We start from the raw sequence: 21,960 nt of genomic DNA, 5'->3' as shown, positions 1-21,960 counted from the left end.
ATCCTATGGTAGATAACTCAGAACCTCCAAGCAATTTCAGCCAAATTCATTCACGACCGTCCATGAATTGTTTCGGACTTTTCCCCGTAATTTTTTTGAATGTTCTGCTGAAATGTTCAGGTGACGTGTACCCTACTTTTTCCGTGACTTCATACATTTTCAGGTTGGAAGTTTTTATTAATTCAATAGCTTTTGTTATTCGAATATGCGCTAAATAATCTATGAAATTTGTATTCACTTTTTCAGAGAAAAGACGGCTAAGGTAACTGCTGTTTATATTGAATTTATTGGCGACGGATTGCAGGCTGATATCATTCGTATAATTCTCTTCAACAAAGTGTTTTACATGGCTGATGATCGAGTTTTCACCTTTGTTGGCCTTAATCTTTGTCATTATGGAAGCAAGCCATTTATTCAAAGAATCAAGGTCGTCGTAAAGCTTCAAATGCTTTATATACTCATTGCTTAAAGCGCGTATTTCGCCGTCAAGTCCGTTTTGCAACGAAAAATCAACAAGGATAAAATGGTACTTCATGTAAAGATCTTTAATCTCATGCATATGGCTGACACTCACGGAACGGGGAGCGACCATGACTTCACTGATATCCACTTTGCATGAATCAAAGAGTAAGGAATTAAGCAGTTTCTTCAAAATAGTAATTTGTTTCATACTATCTATTTCATATGGAGGCGTTTGATCAAATTGTGCTTGGTATCGGATTATGGACCCGTTGCCAGCTACAAAACAATAATCATTGGAAATCCTCGCTTCATGAATGAGCTGTGGGAGTTTGTCGAAATGAGAGGAAATATGGCTTAAACCTAGATTTATCTTGAATCCTAGGGGACAAAATTGGTCATAAAAATATGTTAAATAAGTCAATATAGAAGAGTCTGATTCCTGTTGGGCAAAGAGAAGAAGGATTAAGAACTCGTAGGGTGAAATCTGAACAATTTCATAGTGCACTTCACTGCTATAATCCAACATCTCTTCCTTATAAGATAAGTATTTTGAAATTCCATGTATAACAGATGCTTCTGGAACTGAGGCATGAATATCCGACTTATTCATTTTTAATATCATCAGTACTAATCTTTTCTTTTTATTTTCGCACAATAATTCCTTGAGAGCATCGATATCGTTTGTATGTATGTTTCCCGCAACTAGCCGGCTCAATAAGCTTTCCTTAATAAGTTCTCTGTTTGAAAAAGTTTGCGATTCCAGGCTGTAAGCTCCAGGTATCTGTTCCAGTCTGGTTATAGGATTTTTGGTATCGATTATTCGCAGATTAGACAAAGCATTATAGAGATGATCCTCCGTCATTTCGGACTTCAATAAATGATCTAATGCACCAAGTTTGAAAGCTTCTTTCACTAAATGATAGTCATCATAGGCACTGATTACTACAAATTTTAATTCGGGTCGAAAGGCTAACGCTTCTTTTATCAGGTTCAGCCCATCCATTACCGGCATTCGTAAATCCGAAATAACCAGATCAATGCTGCTGTCTTGCTTAATCCAGTTGTAATCATCTTCTCCATTGAAGAACTCGCCGACTAATTCCAGTGATAATTGATTCCAATTAATCATACTTTTTATCATCTGTCTTACGTAAGGTTCATCATCTACAATGATTACTTTCATCGCCATTCTTCACCCACTTCTCTCTGAAGTATAGTTTTCGATTTGATCGAACGAAATGGGAATGGATTCCTCCATATTTCTAATTACAGGTAAAATGAATTTCACATTGGTATATTCTCCAACAACGCTTTGAATTTCGATGCCATAGGGTTCCCCATATTGGAGTCTTATTCTTTTATGAATATTGTATAATCCGATTTGTGTAGAGTCCGAAACAATATTGGAATGATGTTCCATGATATTCTCCATTATAGGGCTTGCAATTCCGCCCCCATTATCATAAATGGAAATAATATGGGTATTATTATCATCTAAGTAGGAATTCAGAATGATGTTTGCAAAGCCACCTGAATTTAATTTCAAATTTAATCCATGCATAATAGAATTCTCAATAATTGGCTGTAAAATCATATAAGGAACATATAAATGCTGTGTTTTTCCTTCGATGTTATACTCTACATTCAACTTGTTGTCATATCTAAGCTGCTGCAAAATAATATAATCCCTAATAGTTTGCATTTCCTTCTTCAATTGAATTAAATTGCTCTTATGACTAAGTGTATTTCTAAGCAGACGGCTTAAGGTTATCAGCATATTGGTCGTTATTTCATCTTTGTGCTTCATAGCAGAAAATCGTATTGAATTTATCGTGTTATATAAAAAATGCGGATTTATCTGATATTTTAACATATCAATCTCAGACTTTCGCTTCTTGCGTTCGATTTCAATCATGAGTGTAAATAAATCGTCTATTCTTTTTATCATTTGATTAAATCCGCTTATGATTTCTCCGATTTCGTTCTTTGGTTTCTTGACGACTTCAATGTTAATTTTCGTCTCTCCAACCTTTTTCATAGCATGCGCCAAACGTTTAATAGGAAGTATGATCTCTTTTGAAATGAAATAAGAAAATAGAAACAAGATAACTAACAAGCCTAATACCAATAAAATGGCAAAGAGAATAATAGCCGTAGATGCTTTTGTTACATACTTGGATGGAGATAATTGCAGGATATTCTAATTGGAAGCACTTGAATAACTCTGTAAAAAGAGATAGTTGTCGAAATAGTTCGCCGTGTTTGCATGTTGATCAAAGGGCTTCTTTGGCATAATTTTATTGAAATGTTCATCGCAAGTCTGAGGATCACATGCATTGCTGGCAATAATGTTATCGTTTTCATCTATAACTCTAATTAAACTATCCGCATAGCGAAGATGTGTATCTAGTATTTCGCTCATTTTTTGCTGCTTAATCAAGATGATAAATTGGCAAATGCTGTACGTCGGGTTATTTCCTAAGATATCATAGATATTTTTTGTAACAATAGTATATTCCCCTTCGAACGAATCGAATGGATTATCCTGTTTGCTAAACCAGTGCATATTAGGAGTGTCTTCGGTATTCCTGATTATCGGATTATCTTTATAATTGTTTACAATGGAGACAAAATCTTTATAACTGTACACGACTCGTCCGTCGATAACGACCAAGGCGGCTGAAATTACTTCATCCGTTGCAAACAAACTCTTTAGTTGCGGTTCAAGGTTAATAGCAGCGAAGTATTTCGCTTGTTTGAAATCCCCTTTTTTAATTTCATTAGATGTCGTGACAACCGCATTATAAAAAACAGTGGAATTTGATAATATATCTGTATACTTCTGAAACCTCGTATATAAATTATCAAGTGAAGATTGGATTTGCCGCATATCGAATGAGATGGAATTGACCAATTCTTTTTGGGTGTTCGTCTTGATGTTGTAATAAGAATAATAGGAAAGTGCGATTAGCGGGATAACGGACAGAAAAAGATAGTACAAAATAAATTGCGTTTGAATTTTTGTTTTTATATGAATCAACTCCTAAAACTTACACACTTATTTGTTATACAATCTGTTGGCATTCCTCACTAATTCATCGCCATTTTGTTGTTTCCAATCCGCAATAAAGCTATCAAAATCTTCGATTTTTTTGGCGCCAACGATGACAGATGTGAACATGGTGTCCCATTCGGTCATGAACAAGTACTTCATAACATCCAATCTTTCACCGGATTCAGACGTAATTGGACCTTCTATACTCGGTTTATCCGCTGTGACAAGATAATCAATATTCTTCCGGCTGTATATTCCGTTATCATCATAGATCAGCTTTTGTCTATTTTCTTGAACAAAAGGAGGAAGAACAACTTTGTTCACTTCATCTGTCGGATCAAACGTGCTGTTGAAGACCCAACCAAAGCCTTCCATAGCTTTAGCATCATTCGTTGAAAACTCTTGTTTAGCAACAATAGCACCGTTAATTATAGAATAATGAGTATCCTTCAGACCATACTTTACAAGCGTATACAACTTAGGGTCACTAAATATTTTATCCCATGCAGACATAATGGCATGCAGTTTATCTCTATCTTTTTCCAGACTCTTGCTGAAGAAAGTTAAATTAGAAAACATTGGGGCGTTGGAGAAAACGGGCTTACTGCCGTCCCCCAAGGTTGGGAGCGGAACCCAATCAAGCTTGGCATTAGGGAAATTAAGCATTAACATGGCTCCAATGCTTCCTTCATCATACGGCGGGTTGATCTGAAGAATGGTATTGTAATATTGGTAAAAGAGAGCATTTTCTTTTACAAATTCCTTAATCGGTATGGTTGAATTTTGATACATGGCATAATATTCAGGATTAATATAGCCCTCTTCATACCATTTGTTGAGCTGAATAAGCGCATCTCTCATGCCTGGCATAAATGGAGCGAACTGAAACACATTATCTTTGTAGATCAATGCGTCGCGTCTTACGCCATAAGCAGACAGAAAGTAATACATCGCTTGGCTTTCTCCGCCATTTTGAACGGTGATCGGGTACTTGTTCGGGTACTTTACTTTATACTTTTTCAACAGTTGATCCCAATCCGCGATCGTCCTTGGCATATTAACTCCAAGCTCCGCCAATATATCCGAACGAATGACAACGCCATAAGGCAGGGAGTTGTTCAGGTTGCCATTACTAAACCCTTTAAGTTTACCGCCTTTTGACCATGTTTGGAGAATATGATCTTTTTGATCGCCCGCTCTGCTGACAAACGACGCATAGATATGGGGGGCAAATTGCTTAATTTCTTCCTCGGTCAAGTCTGCCGCTGAGTCAAATAGAGCATCACTGCTGAATGTATAGCCACCATAAACATCTGGCATCTGACCGGATGCAATAAACTGGTTTAACTTAGTATCATAATCTGCGTCGGGAACAGCGGTTACGTTAAATTGGAGGCCCAGCATTTCATTAATCTGTTTCATAACTTCAGATTTGGGATCCGGTTGGATTCTTGTTGTAAATATATGGACTGTGTTATCTTTTATTGACTGTGAGGCTTGCTCCTTACCATCGCTGGATGAAGAACAACCCGAAACGATAGTTACACCAGCCATGACAAAAGAAAGTGATGCCGTAAGCCATCTGAGTTTTTTCATAGGTGTGTTCCCCTTGCCTGTATCAAAATCCTTTCATATATTGTAGCGCTTTCACAAAATAAAAGACATGATTATTCTTTACAATAATTGATTAATTAATATAGCTCCTTCATTCTCGGCAAGCAGCGAGTGAAAATCAATGTGCCGAATAAAATTTCGGCACATTGATCACGCAGTTAACCCAAAGGATTTAATAACTAATTCTGATTGTTTTAATCTCGAACGGCTTAAAGCTTAGCTCAACATTGTTTATACACTCCAATTTCTGGATATCCTCTTCCAGCATGTTGGTCACTGTAACCAATTTTGCATTTCTATCAAACACCAGCGTTGAATTCGTATAGGTGCCTTCTGCTTCATACAGTCTAATCACATAAGCTTTTTCGTTATCTTCACAAGGCTTGATCGCTTCAACGATGATATTGGGTGCACTTACGCTGATAAATTTTGTGAAGCTGCACTCACCTGGAATAATAAGCGGCTTATAATTAAACACATAGGCAGGCTTGATTACAGAGTCGGCATCAAATCCGCTATGATGCGGCAAAAAAGCATAAGAGCACATATGCTCACCCTTGTCTCCCCTGAAATCCGGTCGGCATCCGCCTTTATGCAAGGTGAGAGCAAGCTGTGAATGATGGACGGAAATTCCGTATTTACAGTCGTTCAACAGACTGACACCGTACTTGTTTTCTGAAAGATCGGTATATTTATGATTGCAAACCTCAAACTTCGCCTTCTCCATATCCGTATTTCGGGTCGTCGGACGCTTGATGTACCCGAATTGAAGCTCCTGTCTCGCAAAATCCGCAAAAACATTCGTATCAAATACGGTCTTCAGCAATCTGTGATCATCTTGCCAATTCATGAGCGTTTCGAATTTGACCAACTTGCTGTCGCTATAAAAAATCAGGTCCTGAACCAAGCTTGATTTCTCGGTCAGCTTATAGGTATTGCGAATTCTAAATTCTACTAAACCATCCGATACGATTTCGCTTGCCAGTAGAACAGCGCTGTTCTTGAATTTCAACTCAATATCGGCATCGATGTCCCAGCTGTCCCACGCTGTAGGTACATCCTCAGCTATGAGCAAGGTATTCAGGGCATAACCTTCACCTCTTAATTCTCTGTTCAGGCTTTTATCGATAAATGACTTGATATACCTTCGATCATCTAGAACCACTTTGAAAAATGGCGTATCAAGCACCTTACCGTCAAAAGTAAAGCAAGAGCCTTGTCCTGGATAGCCTTCAATTCGTTCAAGCACCGCAGAGGACAACGCTTCCACTGTTACGCCTGAAACAGCCAACATTCTATGGCCCGAAATATCCGTTACAAGTTGCTGATTATATGCTCCTTCTACCACATACCCTTCAACATAATCCAGGTAAATAACATCGCTGCGGTCGAAAGATAAGGTGTTTATGATTGAAATTTTGTTCTGCGCATCGCTTACCGGCACAGCTTGCCTGATTAATTCATCGGCTCTTTGAATGATGTGCGTTGTTTCCGCAATACTTCTGTCATGGACTGCGGGAATGGACGTACCAGGCAATATGTCATGAAACTGATTGACAAGCAGCGTTTCGACAAGTGGCTTGATATGGGTATCCCTGCAAATAGAATCATTACTGACTGCATCGCGGACCGTGAGGTATTCCAAATCGTGCAAACGTATTTCTGACAATCGGTTATTCCGTTTAATTGTATGCTGGTTCGTAAGCGTTCCCCTGTGAAGCTCCAGATATAGTTCACCCGCATAGACGGAAGGGTTTGTAAGCGTCTTCTCCAGCCTTTGCATAAAATCGCCTACAAACATGGTCTCCACCTTCGGACATCCTTCCAAATCCGCAGATCTCCGAGCCATTTCAATCATTTCAAACTGTGGACCTCCTCCGCCATCGCCAAAGCCGTACGCTAATAGACGCATGTTGGATACCGATTTATCTGTAATAGTATCTTTGGAGCGATAGCCGTCCATTACGGAGTCAATGCAAGTTTCCGGGTCCGGCCACAAATGAGTTTTGTTCAAGTGTGTCAACACCCTCGTACCATCCAGCCCCTGCCAGTAAAAGGTATCGTAAGGGAATTTATTTGTATCATTCCATGCCATTTTGGTCGTAAGGAAATAATCGACCCCACACCCCTTCATAATTTGGGGAATGGAAGGACTATATCCGAACGTATCCGGCAGCCAAAAACAGTTTGAAGTATAACCGAAATGCTCCCGAGTAAATCTTTGCCCCCATAAGAATTGTCGCAGCAGCATTTCCCCGCCTACCAGATTGCAGTCACTCTCAATCCAGACAGCTCCATTCGGTTCATATCTGCCCGCTTTTACCGCATCTTTTATTTTTTCGAATAGATCGGGATAGTGATCCTTAATCATTTTCCCATGATACGCAGAGCTCTGTACAAATTTGTACTCTGGATACTGCTGCATGAGGCTTAGTTGGTTGGAGAAGGTTCGCGTACATTTTTTGATAGTTTCTTCAATTGTCCAACGCCATGCCGTATCCATATGAGAATGACCAATCACTGCAGCAATAGGTGCTAATGACGTATTCTTGTATTCATATAAGGTTTTGATTACCTTGCTTGCTCGTTCCACTGCCTCATCAAAAGTTTCTTTCTCAATATTATCCGGAGAATAATAAAGAATTTCATGGATCTGCGTTAACGTTTTTATGATATTTGCCCGGACAAAACTGTTTTTATCCAGTACACTGGCCATTTGATTAAAGGTTTTCAGATCAAAGTAAAAGTCCGCGATTTTCTCGTTTTTCACACAGATGTCCAGCGACTCGTATCTATGCATAAAATCGGAGTGCGGTGTTGGGGCTAAAGGCTGGCTCGCTATTGAAAAATGACCCGCATAGGATTCCAAGGCAATTTCAATTATTTCTCCACTCTGAACATTAGACTTCAACAGATCACAGTAGTGATTGCCGTGACTTGGGCTTGCTGTAAACGTAAATGTCCCAAATGGCGACCCATTCACCCATAGAAGTGATTCATGTCCTCCAACATGGGGTTTAAGAAACAGGGTTTGATTATTTAAGTCTTGCTTAACCTCGTATTTTCCCTTAAACCAGCAATAATTCTCCTCGCCGCCCCACATCTCTCCTGCTTCAGCCTTGATGAACAAATGGCTCTCAGGTATTCGATGGAATCTTTCCTTTGTCTTGAAAATCCCAACATCAAGGGTATCTACTCTTGTAAAAATGAAGGGTTCAATCGTATTTTCAAATCGTTTCAACTTGCCAAGCATTCGTTCTGTCTGTTTTTCATTCAGCATATTGAACTCCTCATTTAATAAAATTACAATTGACTTATTTTTTGTTATACAATCTGTTGGCACTCTTAACTAGTTCATCGCCAATTTGTTTTTTCCAATCTGCGATAAAGCTATCGAAATCTTCGATTTTTTTTGAACCAACGATTATAGATGTGAAGATGGTGTTCCATTGGGTCATGTATGTTTGGTTTTTGATATCCAATTTTTCACCGGATTCAGACGTAATCGGACCATTCACATTTGGTTTATCGTTCGTGTTTATATATTCGAGATTCTTTCGGCTGTATATTCCGTTATCATCAAAGAGCAGCTTTTGTCTGTTCTCTTGAACAAATGGAGGAAGAACGACCTTGTTCACTTCATCTGTCGGATCAAACGCGCTGTTAAAGGGCCATCCAAAGCCTTCTTTCGCTTTAGCATCATTCGTGGAAAACTCTTGTTTGGTCACAATAGCACCGTTAACAATCGAATAATGTGTGTCTTTAAGACCATATTTCACAAGCGTATACAATTCAGGATCACTAAACAGTTTATCCCATGCTGTCATAATGGCATGCAGCTTATCCCTATCTTTTTCCAAACTCTTGCTGAAGAAAGTTAAATTAGAAAACATTGGAGCGTTGGCAATAATGGGCTTGCTGCCGTCCTCCAAGGTTGGAAGTGGCACCCAATCAAGCTTGGCATTCGGGAAATTAGCCAACAGCTTGGCACCGACACTTCCTTCATCATAAGGTGGATTGCTCTGAAGAGTGGTATTGTAATATTGGTAAAAGAGCGCATTTCCTTTGACAAATTCATTCACTGGTGCGGTTGAATTCTGATACATCGTATAATACTCAGGATTAATGTAGCCGGCTTTATACCATTTATTAAGCTGAATAAGCGCATCTCTCATGCCGGGCATAAAAGGAGCAAACTGAAACGAATTTTCCTTGTAGATCCATTCGTCCCGTCTTACTCCAAACGCTGACAGGAAGTAATACATCGCTTGCTTTTCTCCGCCATTTTGAACGGTGATCGGGTAATTTTTCGGGTATTTGTCTTTATACTTTTTCAATAATTGATCCCAATCCGCAATCGTCTTAGGCATACTGACCCCAAGCTCTGCCAATATATCCGAGCGAACGACAACGCCATAGGGCAAGGAGTTGTTCAGGTTGCCATTACTAAACCCTTTAAGCTTTCCGCCTTTTGACCAGGTTTTAAGAATGTTAGCTTTTTGATCACCTGCTCTACTAACAAACGAAGCATAGGTTTTAGGTGCATATTGCTTGATTTCTTCTTCTGTCAAATCAGCAGCTGAGTCAAATAGAGCATCACTGCTGTTTGTGTAGCCGCCATAAACATCTGGCATCTGACCAGATGCAATAAACAGGTTTAGCTTGGTATCATAATCTGCATCAGGAACGGCGGTAACATTTAGTTTGAGACCCAGCTTTTCATTCACTTGCTTCATAACTTCGGATTTAGGATCCGGTTGGATTCGGATGGTAAACACATCGGCTGTGTAATCTTTTTTGGGCTGGCTTGATTGAGCTGGTTGCCCTGTTCCTTCTGAAGCCTCATTCTTGTCATTGCTGGTTGAAGAACAACCCGAAACTGCGATAACACTAGCCATGACCAAAGAAAGTGATGCTGTACGCCATTTGACATTTTTCATTGTGTTTTCCCCTTTACTTACATAGTTTTATTAGATAAAAAGCGCGTGAGCGCTGGTGAAACCCAGATTAACCCTTAACAGAACCAATCATAATTCCTTTGACAAAATACTTCTGAAGGAACGGATAGACCAAGATGATCGGTAGGGTAGTAACCAGAAGGATGGCTGCCTTTACTGATTATGCGTTGTATTTTTGTCCAGACATATCTACGGTTTCAAATCCCTTTACATCCGTCATCGCAGCATCCTGGGCATTATTAAGTACATCTCTCAACAGAAGTTGCAGAATCTTTATTTCTCCATTTGATACATATATCATCGCATCAAACCAGGCATTCCATTGGCCTACCATGGACCATAACGTTACAGTTGCAATAATAGGCGCAGAAAGCGGCAAAACGATTTTAAAGAAGACAGTAATATCATTGGCACCATCCATATAGGCACTTTCTTCAACCTCAACAGGCAGAGCAGTGAAGAAATTTCGAATGATAACGATGGTATAAGCACTGAGAAGTCCAGGCAATACCAGAGACCATATTGAATTTAGCATGTGCAGTTCTTTGACAAGCAAATAGGTTGGAATTAATCCACCACCAAAAAACATTGTGAAAATAATCAGCCCCATCCACACTTTCCTTCCAAGCAGATATCTTTTGGAAAGTGGATAAGCAAGCATGGCTGAAATCACAACCGTAAGTACGGTTCCTAGAACTGTGCGCAGAATTGTCCAGTAATAGGCTTCTAACACAGAACCCATTGAAAATATTTGCCTATAAGAATCCAAGGTAGGATTCTTCGTATACAGGTGAAGTCCGATTTCGCTAGATTCATTAGGCTGACTCATTGATATAACAACTTGCTGGACAAAAGGGAATACAATCGTCAAACATATAAATAACATCAGTGCTATATTAAAAATGTCGAATATTCTTGCTCCTATGCTTTTTTTCATGAGAACACTCCTTTATTACGTTAAAAGCTAAAAGATCGTATAGTTTGAAAGCTTGCCTACGATCCAGTTGGCACTCAGTACAAGAATGAGAGCAATAACACTTTTGGCAATACCAACCGCAGTTGAGAAACTATATTGCATTTCAACTAGGCCAATACGATAAACAAATGTATCGATGATATCCGCTGTAGGCATTACCATTGAATTGTATAAATTGAAAATTTGATCAAACCCGCCATCCAAAATTCCGCCAAGTCCAAGGACAAATAGCATGCATATGGTAGGCAATATACTTGGGATCGTGATATGAATAATCTGTTTAAACCGTCCTGCCCCGTCCATATAAGCAGATTCATACATTTCTGGGTTAATCCCGGCTATGGCAGCCAAGTAGATGATGCTGCTGTAACCGATCTCCTTCCACACATTGGAAACCAATAAGATTTGCAGAAATGATTTGCTATCACCCAATAACACTCTTGGCTCCCAACCAAATACATCACACAATAATCCGTATATACCATAGCTGGGTGAAACCAATTGATAAATTAAACCAGCTACAATCACCCAAGAAAGAAAGTGCGGAAGATACGAAATTGTTTGGACAATTCGTCTAAATTTGTTGGAAGCAAGCTCATTCAACAGTAGAGCAAAAATGATCGGTGCAGGGAAACCTACGAGAATCTTCATGAGACTAATTTTCAAAGTGTTTCCCGCAACGGTCCAAAAATATTTCATGTCAAACATCTGGTGGAAATACTTTAACCCTACCCAAGGACTTCCTAATATCCCCTCATGTGGGTTGTACTCTTTAAATGCAAGAAGAATGCCATACATAGGACCATATCTGAAAAGCATGAAATAAACTAAACCAGGCAATAACAACAAGAATAGAAACTTTTGTTTCATTAACATTGGAAGTATCCTTGATCTCTTTTTCGCAATACTGAAGTTTACTCCGATTTCTCCCTTAACTGCATTCATACTCATCGCCTGCCTGCCTTATTGTTTTGTTAACAGCACACCTAACTCATGATTACTTTTCCTTTACTCCTTTGCGTTGTTGAAATTATTGTAACGCTTTCATAAATTGAATTGAATGATGTATCTTTACAAATTTTGACGTATTTTTACTGTCGAGTGATTCGCTGGACATCTTGTGATCCAATGTTTTTCACACTGGTGTCCAATAAATAAGCACTTTCAGCTTACGAACTCAATACCCTTTATTCGAGCAAAATGGGGGATTTGAAAAATCTAATGAATCTCCAACACGTTATCTCGCGCAAACGGTCACCATTCCGCCTAAAATATGCTCGATAACCCCAATTCAGTTCATTAGATTATCAAAAACACTATTTTCTCCTCTATAAGCATCATACAGTTCATTAGAGTGAAGTTTGCATTAACCATCAAATTCTCGATCACTGCACTTTTTTGCTGCAACCAAGGAAACAAGGAAAGACCACACCGGATTATTTCCGAAGTGGCCTTATTTGTACTATGTTGTTGTCTGTGGTGGATTGGAATCGGCGTCCTGTTTTCTGGAACTGTCAGTGTGGTACTGTTCGGCTTTGGCGGCGGGGTGTTGGTCGATAAGTTAGGTAACGTATTCACCATGTTAGTTGGCTTACTTATGATTGGCGCAAGCTTTCTTTGCGTTTTATTGTTCCCGGATCGAACGCCATGGCTTATCTCTCTCTCCATGGTTTTGACATTCGGCGGACTTGCGTTTGTGAAAACCGTCGTATCCACCAGTGTTGCAGGAACCTTGGATTCCGAGGAATCTGGTTCGGGCATGGGCTTTTTGAACTTTGCTTGCTTCCTGGGCGAAGGGATTGGCGTGGCCGCAGTCGGAAGCTTGCTCACAAAACCATGGCTCGCCTTCCCACTTCTTCCTACTGTGACCGTTGATGCTGCATTTCATTACAGCAACTTGATGCTTATCTTTATTGCAGCTCTGGTTATGGGGACGATCGGTTTCCTTTCCTGTAATAAGGCAGCCTTCCGAGCGGCACTTCAATATCTTTCTTGATCGGGCCTATCACAATTGTGCCATCATCCCCCACCCAAGTCCCGGCTGGGAAACTTACTTGACGAGTACGTGCTCCTTTGACGATAACCGGGGCAACCAGCAGCGAGCTTCCCAACATAAATTGATCACGGATCGTCTCCAACCTCTCCTCAGGAAATTCATAGGCCATGTGGCGTAAAATGGGTTCTCCCGTTATAGCCGCCTGATTCGCGAGCTCCAGAACTTCCTCGCCGAAGGATGCATGCAGCTGCGCAGCCTCCACGCAATAACGCAGATGTTCGGAATCAAGAACTCGCCAAGGCGCCGCCGAAAACTGCATCATTGGAAATAAAGCCGAACATTGGGCTGAACGAACAAACAGCTCTGAATCCAACTTCTCTAGCGAAAAGCTCAAAAATTCGCCTCCACCAATCATATCGGGGCACGTATACGCATAGCCGAGAAGCCCTTGTGCCAGCCCATCGGGAATCAAACAATCCAGTCCGTTTCCCTCCCACTTATGCTGTTTGTCTTTCAGTCGCTGAACCAAAGGCTGACCAGCCAGTTTCCAGCATGCACGATACTCATTAAGCGGGTATTTCAAACCTACACGAGCCCATGCTTCGCTTTGTCCGTTTGGCGTTGTTTTTAAGTAACTCCGGTCATCAGGCTCGTAAAATTCCAAATCGCCCGCATCCAACTTGAACCCGTCAATGCCATAATCAGACCGCAGAGCGTCAAGCTGATCTTGAATCCACGCGACAGCCTGCGGGTTGGTGCAGTCCAGAACGGCACTGTGCCCGTTCCACCATTTGCGAATAGCCGTCTTGCCGTCGCGATCTTGCAGAAGAATGCCCTCCGGTTCAAGCTTTCGAAAAGTGATAGAATCCGGGCTGACAAACGGGCATACCCATAGCATGACTTGGAAACCCAACGTATGAAGTTCTTCGACCATTTGTTTCGACTGTGGAAAACGCCCAGAATGAAACATCCACGTGCCATAAGGCTCATGCCAATTGTCATCAATCATGATGACGCCAGGCGGCATGCCATTTGCCAACACATCTCTTGCGTACTGCAGCACTTTCTCCTGCGTTGGCTCATACAGCAGCTCAATCCATAGATTATACTGCGGAGCCGTGAACAACAACGGTTCAGGGATGGATGGAATCGGCGGAAAGTACGTGCGAGCCGCATAGAGGTAAGCTCCTTTTAAACTTCCATGTCCTTCTCCTACAATCAGCGGCGCATGCTCGCTTTCTACTTGTAAGCGCTCATCATCAATCTGGAAAGCAAATGGCTCCTCACTCCAAATAAATCGGCCCTTACTCGAGATGAGCAGCGGGCTGGCTTGATTTGCTCCGCTGTCAACAGCTAAATTCATTTGGAAAAGGGATTTACCAAAGGGCATACTTGTGCCATCCGCTACACGGCCTCCCCACCAATATTCATCCGGCAATAATTGAATTACTATTTCATGATTAGCCATCCCATAATCACTCCTTTATCTAAGAATGATTGTACCGTCCGTATAATAAGGCGACAATCTTAAAGTTGTGATTTATACTATAACAAAATTGACTTTTCAGGAGAATCCTATGCTGAAACCTTCATCATATGCCTTTCGCAACGACGACACCTCCATCCTGACAATGGATTCCATCGGGTGGCAAACGATCAATAGCTCTGCTTACAGTTTCACTGGCGATAACCGCCCTGACTGCGGGCATGTCATTTTTCAATATACGCTGAGCGGTCAAGGCTATCTTGACTATGAGCAGCAGAGCATCCCGTTGCCGAAAGGTACAGCCTTTCTTGTCAAAGTGCCAAGCAGTCACAGATACTTTTATCAAAATCAGGGGGAACCATGGGAGGTTATTTGGCTGAATCTGCGTGGAGATGAGGCGAACCGCATCTGGGATTTGGTCATCGCGTTGGAAGGACCCGTGATTCGCAGAGAATCGGGGGCCCCACTGATTCAAGGACTCTGGAAGCTGCTGCGCATGGTTGCTGAAGGCAAGGCCACCGATAAGTACCAACTGTCAGTCGCGGTATATGAATGGATGATAACCTTGCTCCAATCGAGCCGAGAGCAGACGAAGGACATGAGCCCAAACTCAAGCACGTTAATTCATACAGCCAAGAAATTCATGAAAGAGCACTATGCAAAGCCACTTACACTGGACATGATCTCTCAGTACTGTGAAATCAATAAACATTATCTATGCAGATTGTTTCAGCGTTCCGAGCAAACCTCGCCACTAGCCTATCTGCGCGATCGGAGAGTGGAGGCTGCCCTTGCTCTTCTTCGAACCACAGAGATGCCAATTCAAGACATTGGCCAACATTGCGGCTTCGATAGTCCTAGCTACTTTGGCAAAATTTTTCGTGCATACATGAATATGACACCGAAAGAATATCGGTTAAAACAACTTGAGTTTCCTTTTGATGCGATTTACTATGAGTAGTCAGCATAACACCATCAACATCGTTTATTCGCCGTCTTGATATAGAACGGACTACGTTTCGTAATTCAAGACACCAAACAAAAAGCTTCATTGGATTAATCCAATGAAATCAGCTTTAAAGCAGTTGAAAACAACCTTTCACTGGATCTATCCAATCTTTTAACAGGGAATCGCTCTACAAGAGCCGATTCTGGAAATCCCATTGGAAATACCCAATGAAAGAGGGTTTTGAAGCGCAAAAACGAGGAAAACACTGGATAAATCCAATGTTTTCCTCAACGGAAGGAGCAGCGGCAGAGTGGTGTAGCCGCTAGGCGCTTTCCGCCAGTTCGTGTCGCTCTCCACTCCCCAGATAGTCTCACTCACCGAACCAAGCAACTCGACTCCCACCACTGCCGCGCCACGCACCAACTATAATAAGTTAATTCGAATGTGGCAGAACTTTTTTAACCATTTACTCTGTCCTTCTATGAGATTGAGCAAAGGCCCACAACCCCATTGACTTCATTAAAGTAGTCGTCAATCTTACAGTTATCCTTTAAAATCAAAGACCTTATATTATCCTGATGGAGCATATTCAAAATCATCGGTTTACTTTTTTTTTCGAATCCAGCATTCCATTCAAACATTTTCATGAATATAGTGAATGTTGGTTTATAGTTCGCTTTTTCGATCCCTAGTTTTTGCAAAATAAATCTTTTGGTAATCCTACTTATTCTTATTGCATACGGGGTATCCAAGAAAATGATTAAATCAGCATTTTGAAAGCTTTTGAAAACCCATTCATGGTTATGAGCACCTTCTATAATCCATCGATCAGTACGAATTATTGTATTTAAGTACTCATCTCTTTCTTCGTCAGATCTTCTAATATCTTCAGAATTATGCCTTTTCCAAACCACATTGTCTAATTCATAATAAGGAATGTTGATCTTTCCGGATAAATTTCTAGCAAGTGTGGTTTTTCCGCTGCCGACTGAGCCTATAATATGTATTTTGTTCGGAATATGCCTATTCAGATAGATCACCGCTTTGTGTGAAAGTTGTAATTCCTTAATTCTGTAAAAGAGCTTCAATATCCTTCACATATTCGTCCCAAAATAACATCACGAGCAGCTCGTTCGCATGCTTTCCCAATTATTGAATACATTTAAGTATTCGATAAACAGGAGGACACATGTCATGTCACAACACGGGCAATCGTTCATGAGAGGTACGCTGGTCTTGTCTGTCGCTGCTTTCATCAACCGTATTCTCGGTTTTATCAGCGGTATGTATATCGCTCGCGTACTGGGCGCAGAAGGAATCGGTATCTTGATGATGGCGCATCCGCTCGTCCCGCTCGTCATTACGATTACGGAGCTTGGATTGCCGGTGGCAATTTCAAAGTTGGTCGCGGAGGCTCACGCCCGCGGTGAACGAATGAAAGTGAGACGCATTCTGCATGTCTCGCTTGCTGTTACAGGTGTCTTGAGCGTAGCGCTCACGACCGTAACGTTACTTGGATCTGAGTGGATTGCATCCATTCTTCTAAGCGACCAACGCGCTTACTACGCGATGCTGGCGATTACGCCTATCGCGCCTATCGTCGCTGTTTCCGCCGTATTAAAGGGATATTTCCGCGGCATGCAGCAGATGAAGACTATTGCCGCTTCCGATGTATTGGAGCATACGGTACAAATCGCCTGTGTACTTGCACTGGTTCACCTATTGCTGCCATATGGTGTTGCATACGCAGCTGCCGGAGCAATGACTGCCTCAGTTGTCAGCGAAGCGATCAGCCTCCTATTCCTGGTGATAAGCTACAAGCTATACGGTGAATCGAAGCTGCCCGGTGAAACTTGGTCAAGCCACTTGAAACAAGGAAGAAGCACGCTGGGCGAGCTGCTCCAGATTGGATTGCCGACGACCGTGCATGGAATTATTCATTCGTTGTATAGCACTTTTCAGCCGCTTCTTATTACAACCAGCCTGGCGCTGGCTGGCATCGGCACGGCGTTAGCAACGAAGCAATTCGGGCAGCTGGCTGGCTATGCGTTTCCATTGCTGTTCATGCCTAGCTTCATCACGCAGTCCTTGTCCACCGCTCTCATTCCTGCGATTGGCGAGGCAGCGGCGAACAAGAACAGTCTGCTCATACATGAGCGGATGAATCAGGCTATGATCTTGGGACTCCTGATCGGCGCGCCTGCTACCGTTATCCTGTATGAGTGGGCAACTCCACTAATGATACTTGTCTATCATGCACCGGAAGCAGGATTGCTTCTGAAAATCCTTGCGCCGATGTTTTTCCTGCATTATTTCGACGCTCCGCTACATGCAATTTTGCTCGGGCTCGGACGTGCGAAGACTACCTTATGGAATTACGTAATAGCTACTGTATTCAAAGGTGTCTCGATCTTCGTGTTCGGCAGCCAATTTGGTATTATTGGCGTTGCGTACGGAATCGGTATCGGCATTGTAATACAAACGCTGCTAAACTTCTTTTCCATCTCAAGCTCGATTGGATTTTATTGGAATATTCGTCCTTATGTCAAGGTTATGATCTGCATGATGCTGATGGTGATATGCGGTCACTGGACCTATGACTATGTTGCCAGCCATGGTATGTCGCAGTTGTGGTGTGTAGTCACTTCAATCGTCTGTTCCTTGCTTCTCTATTTCGCTGCACTCCTATTGACGGGTACTTTGAATTGGAAAAGTACGCGTCACCGATTTTCGATACCATGGTAAGTTTACTCGAAAAGGAAAAAGCAGCCATTACAATATTTCAATATACCCTTCTGTTCCATGCACGCGGATTCGTTGCCCATCTTTTATCAGCTTGGTAGCATGTTCCACTCCAACAACTGCTGGCAAGCCATATTCACGAGCGATAACTGCTCCATGGGTCATCAGTCCGCCAACTTCGGTGACTAGTCCTTTTATGGATACAAACAATGGGGTCCAGCCAGGGTCAGTAAAAGAGGTGACTAAGATGTCTCCATCCTCTAGATTGGCATTTTCCATACTTAAAATGACACGTGCTCGGCCCTCAATCACTCCGGAAGAAACAGGCAAACCTACAATAGCTTCCGCTGGGAGATTTTCTCGTTCGTACTTACCTGCAATGATTTCACCATCAGACGTGATTACACGCGGGGGGGTTAATTTCCCGAAAAATTTGTAATCATCTTTTCGTTTGTTGATGATCTGCTCATCCAGTTTATTAGTGCGTACGACATCATGAAATTCTTCAAAAGTGAGATAATATACATCTTCTTTTTCGTGAATAACGCCCGCTAGTACGAGTTGTTCGGCTGCTTTCATTAAAGCTTGCTTATATACGAAGTAGCGATTAATCATGCCATATTTGGGATATTCACGATAACCGATGTAATTCCGGATTAGGTTGATCGCTTGTTCCGTCTCTTTGGCTTTTCGTTCACCATCCGGTAATTGTTTCAATCGATCTAATAACTCTTGTTCTTTTTCTAAAGCTTCCTGTCGCCCTTGTTCAAATTTCCGTTTACCAGCATTAGGCTCAAAGTTTTGGATGTTACCGAGAATCAACGCGACAAGTGTAAGTGGTTTTTCACTCCAACGAGTTTTGGTTATATCGATTTCTCCGGCGCAACGCATTCCGAATTTATGGAGGAAAGCATAGATAGCGTCTTGGGTTTCCAGTCCACCATTAAACTTAACTAGTTCATTCAAAAAGTTATCATCTTTTGCCTGTTGTAAATAATCAATTACTTCTGGATAGGGACGAATCACATCCGCGACATCCAATAACGCCAGACCCATTTCTGAGGTAATATTGTTTGGTACAGATTGAGAAAGCGTATCTGCTGCATTTTTTTCGCCTAACCACTCGTTCATGTTTTCATTGATCCATGAGGTAGTATTTATAGCAGACATAAACACAGCCGTACTTTGTGGGTCAAATAAGATCTTCTTTAATTGCTGAATATCTTCCAGAATAAAATCAAACAAATCCGATCCCGATTTCGTTTGGATGTTTTGTTTTAACTCTTCTATCGATGTTTGATTACGCTTAATCAAATCAGAAACAATGGTCGGATCGTGCTCAAATTGTGCCAGCATATCTATATTATTTTTGCCCGGAATCGGTGCTGTTTGATCATTTGGTAACAATTGTATAAAATCTCGCTCTATTATGGTCATGAGTGCACCTTTTGTAAGCGGATCGGATCCAATGGTATTTAATAAAGTTTCCCGGCCGACAGTTGTAGCCAACCTAGGTGCAACATCAATAAACAACCTCCCACCGGCTTTACGCATAGGCGCAGGAGTAATTAACAGGTAAAAAGACAATCCCAATGGTTTTATAGGATCTGTCATCATTTGTTGATGACCAACAGAGAGATAGACGTGATTTTCTTGATCCTTCGCTTCAGGGATCGGGTATAAAGTAGTGATTGGCCGACTCTGGACAATATAAAATGTATCATGGGCCAAGCACCATTCGATGTCTTGTGGGCTTCCAAAATAAGCTTCGATCTGTCTTCCGATATGTGCCAGTTGAAGAATTTGTTGTTCAGTAAGTGTTTGAGTCTTTTGTTGATCAGGATCGATCTGCTTTGTCACTGTTCCGCCTTCTTCTCGTCCATAGATAGCCAATTTTTTGGTTGCTATCCGCTTATTGACGATTTTCCCTTCCTGTACTTGATAGCTATCAGCAGTAACCAAGCCAGAGACCAGCGCTTCTCCAAGTCCAAAACTGGCGTCAATGGATAACGACTTACGGTTCGAAGTAATGGGATCAGCGGTAAATAAAATCCCCGAAGCCTCTGGGAATACCATTTTTTGAACGATAACGGATAAATAAACTTGGCTGTGGTCGAATCCATTTTGCATACGGTAGATTACCGCGCGGTCCGTAAATAGGGAAGCCCAACATTTGCTGATATGCTGCAAGATTGCTTCTATGCCGATGATATTCAAATACGTGTCTTGCTGACCAGCAAAAGAGGCCGATGGTAAATCTTCAGCAGTCGCACTTGAGCGAACTGCATAAGCCTGTTCATCACCAAGCAGTGAAAGATGGTGAGTAACTGCTTTCACAACATCGGAAGGAATTTCTATTTCCATAATGATTTGTCGAATCTCACGGCTGATTTCACCAATTTGATCTCGATCTTCTGCTTTTAGTACGGTTAATCGATCCAACAAAGCCTGATACGTTTCGTTTTGTGCAATAGCTTTAGGATATCCCCATGTTGTAACACAAAATCCTTCTGGTACTTGTATGCCTTCAATTTTTGATAATTCCCCTAAATTCAACCCTTTTCCACCAACGAGCAAAAGCTGGTTTTTTTCTATTTCCTGAAAACCGAGTACCAAAGAATTCATTCCGCATCTCTCCTAACGATTAAATTGAGGAAATCATTTGACAAGAGCTTACCGACATGGTATATTTAAATTGTAGAATGCATTAGCTATGTCCATGAATTCAAATATAGTCGTGATGTGATTATATCATCGTGTCTGTTTATATGCAATACTAAGAACCGGATAAACCTATCCAGGTTCTTTTTTGAATATATAGCGATCTCCGCGTTCCCCAAGCTGTCTCGTTGGGAGGGAACTACAGTACGCTATTCTAGCCAAAAGTGGCATTATCGCGACTGAGTTGGAACTACAGTACGCTATTTTGCTAATTGCTGCGAAATTTTGCTCATTTCGTGGATATAAGGCCCTGTAGTTCCGCTATTTCGTTAGCATCCCCGATATTTGCCTAATTAGCGTACTTGAGTTCCCTTACTGGGATTTATCGATTGGAAGTGGCTCATCGAAACATCCACTCTTACATCCCCTGCTCTGGCCTGTCTTATGTCTTTCCCCTCCGGTTTGATCTTTGCCTCTGTTTTCCAATCCAGCTTCATTTCAATATACATCACCCAACGTTCTAATCTGTCTTGAGCTACGATCAATGCATTGCTTGTTATGTTTGGAACCAGTGACGTGTTAGGCAATTGATACGCAGGGAAACTGCTGTCTGTGCAACTGTTCTCTTCTATCCCCTCGTTTTGGGGTTGTCCTATATTTTATATATATTTTCACTTTGCTCTTGAAACTTACGTAACGTAATGCATTATGATGTGGATGCCGGTAAAAAACCTCGCGCGAAAAAAAGGTAATGATCATGAAGCAGGAGTGGAAATTTGGAGAACATGCGAAATTATCAGGCATCGCCCGTGCCGGTATTTCCCTTCTGGCCGGACCCGTCAGCCAAAGCCCGGTGGTTCGCAAAGCCGACGAGTTTGACATTCGGGTTGGCGGTCGAGAAATCAACAAAGGCATCCCGCTGAACGGTCCTATATACATTTTCGACGCTGCTACGGCACAAAATTCAAGTTAGATAAGCTGGGCTTGGAGCTGCATAATGAATGAAGAACACCTTATTTGGAAATGAGCTGAAGGCCGGCATAAGGGAATGGATAGGGCTT

At 41.6% G+C, this 21,960-nt stretch carries 15 protein-coding genes; 4 read left to right on the top strand and 11 right to left on the bottom strand.

Features of this window, described 5'->3' with window-relative positions; genetic code table 11:
* Positions 1-46: 46 nt before the first annotated feature.
* The 8 genes from LOZ80_RS11345 to LOZ80_RS11310 form a co-directional block, all read right to left on the bottom strand.
* A complete protein-coding gene (locus LOZ80_RS11345) occupies positions 47-1,651 on the bottom strand; it encodes a response regulator transcription factor (RefSeq protein WP_238171533.1) in 1,605 nt (534 codons plus the stop codon).
* A 3-nt stretch (positions 1,652-1,654) separates the two neighbouring features.
* Positions 1,655-2,566 carry a sensor histidine kinase gene (locus LOZ80_RS11340; protein WP_283214784.1) on the bottom strand — a complete coding sequence of 304 codons (912 nt, stop codon included), beginning with the start codon at positions 2,564-2,566 and terminating at the stop codon, positions 1,655-1,657.
* 96 nt (positions 2,567-2,662) lie between these two features.
* Positions 2,663-3,502: a hypothetical protein gene (locus LOZ80_RS11335; RefSeq protein ID WP_238171531.1), complete on the bottom strand. Its 840-nt coding sequence runs from the start codon at positions 3,500-3,502 to the stop codon at positions 2,663-2,665.
* A gap of 18 nt (positions 3,503-3,520) precedes the next feature.
* Complete coding sequence (locus tag LOZ80_RS11330; RefSeq protein WP_238171530.1) at positions 3,521-5,113, bottom strand: type 2 periplasmic-binding domain-containing protein; 1,593 nt, start codon at positions 5,111-5,113, stop codon at positions 3,521-3,523.
* A 190-nt stretch (positions 5,114-5,303) separates the two neighbouring features.
* Positions 5,304-8,411: an alpha-mannosidase gene (locus tag LOZ80_RS11325; protein WP_238171529.1), complete on the bottom strand. Its 3,108-nt coding sequence runs from the start codon at positions 8,409-8,411 to the stop codon at positions 5,304-5,306.
* Between the two features lie 34 nt (positions 8,412-8,445).
* Positions 8,446-10,071, bottom strand: a complete 1,626-nt coding sequence (locus LOZ80_RS11320; RefSeq protein WP_238171528.1) for an extracellular solute-binding protein — start codon at positions 10,069-10,071, stop codon at positions 8,446-8,448.
* A 178-nt stretch (positions 10,072-10,249) separates the two neighbouring features.
* Entirely contained in the window at positions 10,250-11,026 is a 777-nt protein-coding gene (locus LOZ80_RS11315; RefSeq protein WP_238171527.1) for a carbohydrate ABC transporter permease, read from the bottom strand.
* Positions 11,027-11,053: 27 nt separating this feature from the next.
* Positions 11,054-11,941, bottom strand: a complete 888-nt coding sequence (locus LOZ80_RS11310; protein WP_238171526.1) for an ABC transporter permease — start codon at positions 11,939-11,941, stop codon at positions 11,054-11,056.
* Between the two features lie 478 nt (positions 11,942-12,419).
* Here LOZ80_RS11310 and LOZ80_RS11305 point away from each other — a divergent pair, with 478 nt between their 5' ends.
* A complete protein-coding gene (locus LOZ80_RS11305) occupies positions 12,420-13,061 on the top strand; it encodes an MFS transporter (protein ID WP_238171525.1) in 642 nt (213 codons plus the stop codon).
* Here the strand turns inward: LOZ80_RS11305 and LOZ80_RS11300 are convergent.
* Positions 12,991-14,529 (bottom strand): glycoside hydrolase family 31 protein, encoded by a 1,539-nt coding sequence (locus LOZ80_RS11300; protein ID WP_238171524.1) that lies wholly within the window; start codon positions 14,527-14,529, stop codon positions 12,991-12,993. The genes LOZ80_RS11305 and LOZ80_RS11300 overlap by 71 nt on opposite strands.
* A 109-nt stretch (positions 14,530-14,638) precedes the next feature.
* On the opposite strand from LOZ80_RS11300, the gene LOZ80_RS11295 reads away from it, so the two are divergent.
* Positions 14,639-15,508: an AraC family transcriptional regulator gene (locus tag LOZ80_RS11295; protein WP_238171523.1), complete on the top strand. Its 870-nt coding sequence runs from the start codon at positions 14,639-14,641 to the stop codon at positions 15,506-15,508.
* 467 nt (positions 15,509-15,975) lie between these two features.
* Here the strand turns inward: LOZ80_RS11295 and LOZ80_RS11290 are convergent, their stop codons facing one another.
* On the bottom strand, positions 15,976-16,527 hold the full coding sequence (locus LOZ80_RS11290; protein WP_238172957.1) for an AAA family ATPase: 552 nt from the start codon (positions 16,525-16,527) through the stop codon (positions 15,976-15,978).
* Between the two features lie 163 nt (positions 16,528-16,690).
* Here LOZ80_RS11290 and spoVB point away from each other — a divergent pair, with 163 nt between their 5' ends.
* Positions 16,691-18,241, top strand: coding sequence for a stage V sporulation protein B (spoVB, locus tag LOZ80_RS11285; RefSeq protein ID WP_238171522.1), 1,551 nt, complete (start codon positions 16,691-16,693; stop codon positions 18,239-18,241).
* A gap of 27 nt (positions 18,242-18,268) precedes the next feature.
* Here spoVB and ppsA read toward each other — a convergent pair whose 3' ends face one another.
* Positions 18,269-20,863, bottom strand: coding sequence for a phosphoenolpyruvate synthase (ppsA, locus tag LOZ80_RS11280; RefSeq protein WP_238171521.1), 2,595 nt, complete (start codon positions 20,861-20,863; stop codon positions 18,269-18,271).
* 793 nt (positions 20,864-21,656) lie between these two features.
* Between ppsA and LOZ80_RS11275 the strand changes: the two genes are divergently transcribed.
* On the top strand, positions 21,657-21,872 hold the full coding sequence (locus tag LOZ80_RS11275; RefSeq protein ID WP_238171520.1) for a hypothetical protein: 216 nt from the start codon (positions 21,657-21,659) through the stop codon (positions 21,870-21,872).
* Positions 21,873-21,960 lie beyond the last annotated feature (88 nt).

Source organism: Paenibacillus sp. HWE-109, assembly GCF_022163125.1.
Taxonomy (GTDB): domain Bacteria; phylum Bacillota; class Bacilli; order Paenibacillales; family NBRC-103111; genus Paenibacillus_E.
Note: the sequence above shows the minus strand (reverse complement) of the source record. Positions and strands in the feature narration are given on the sequence as shown.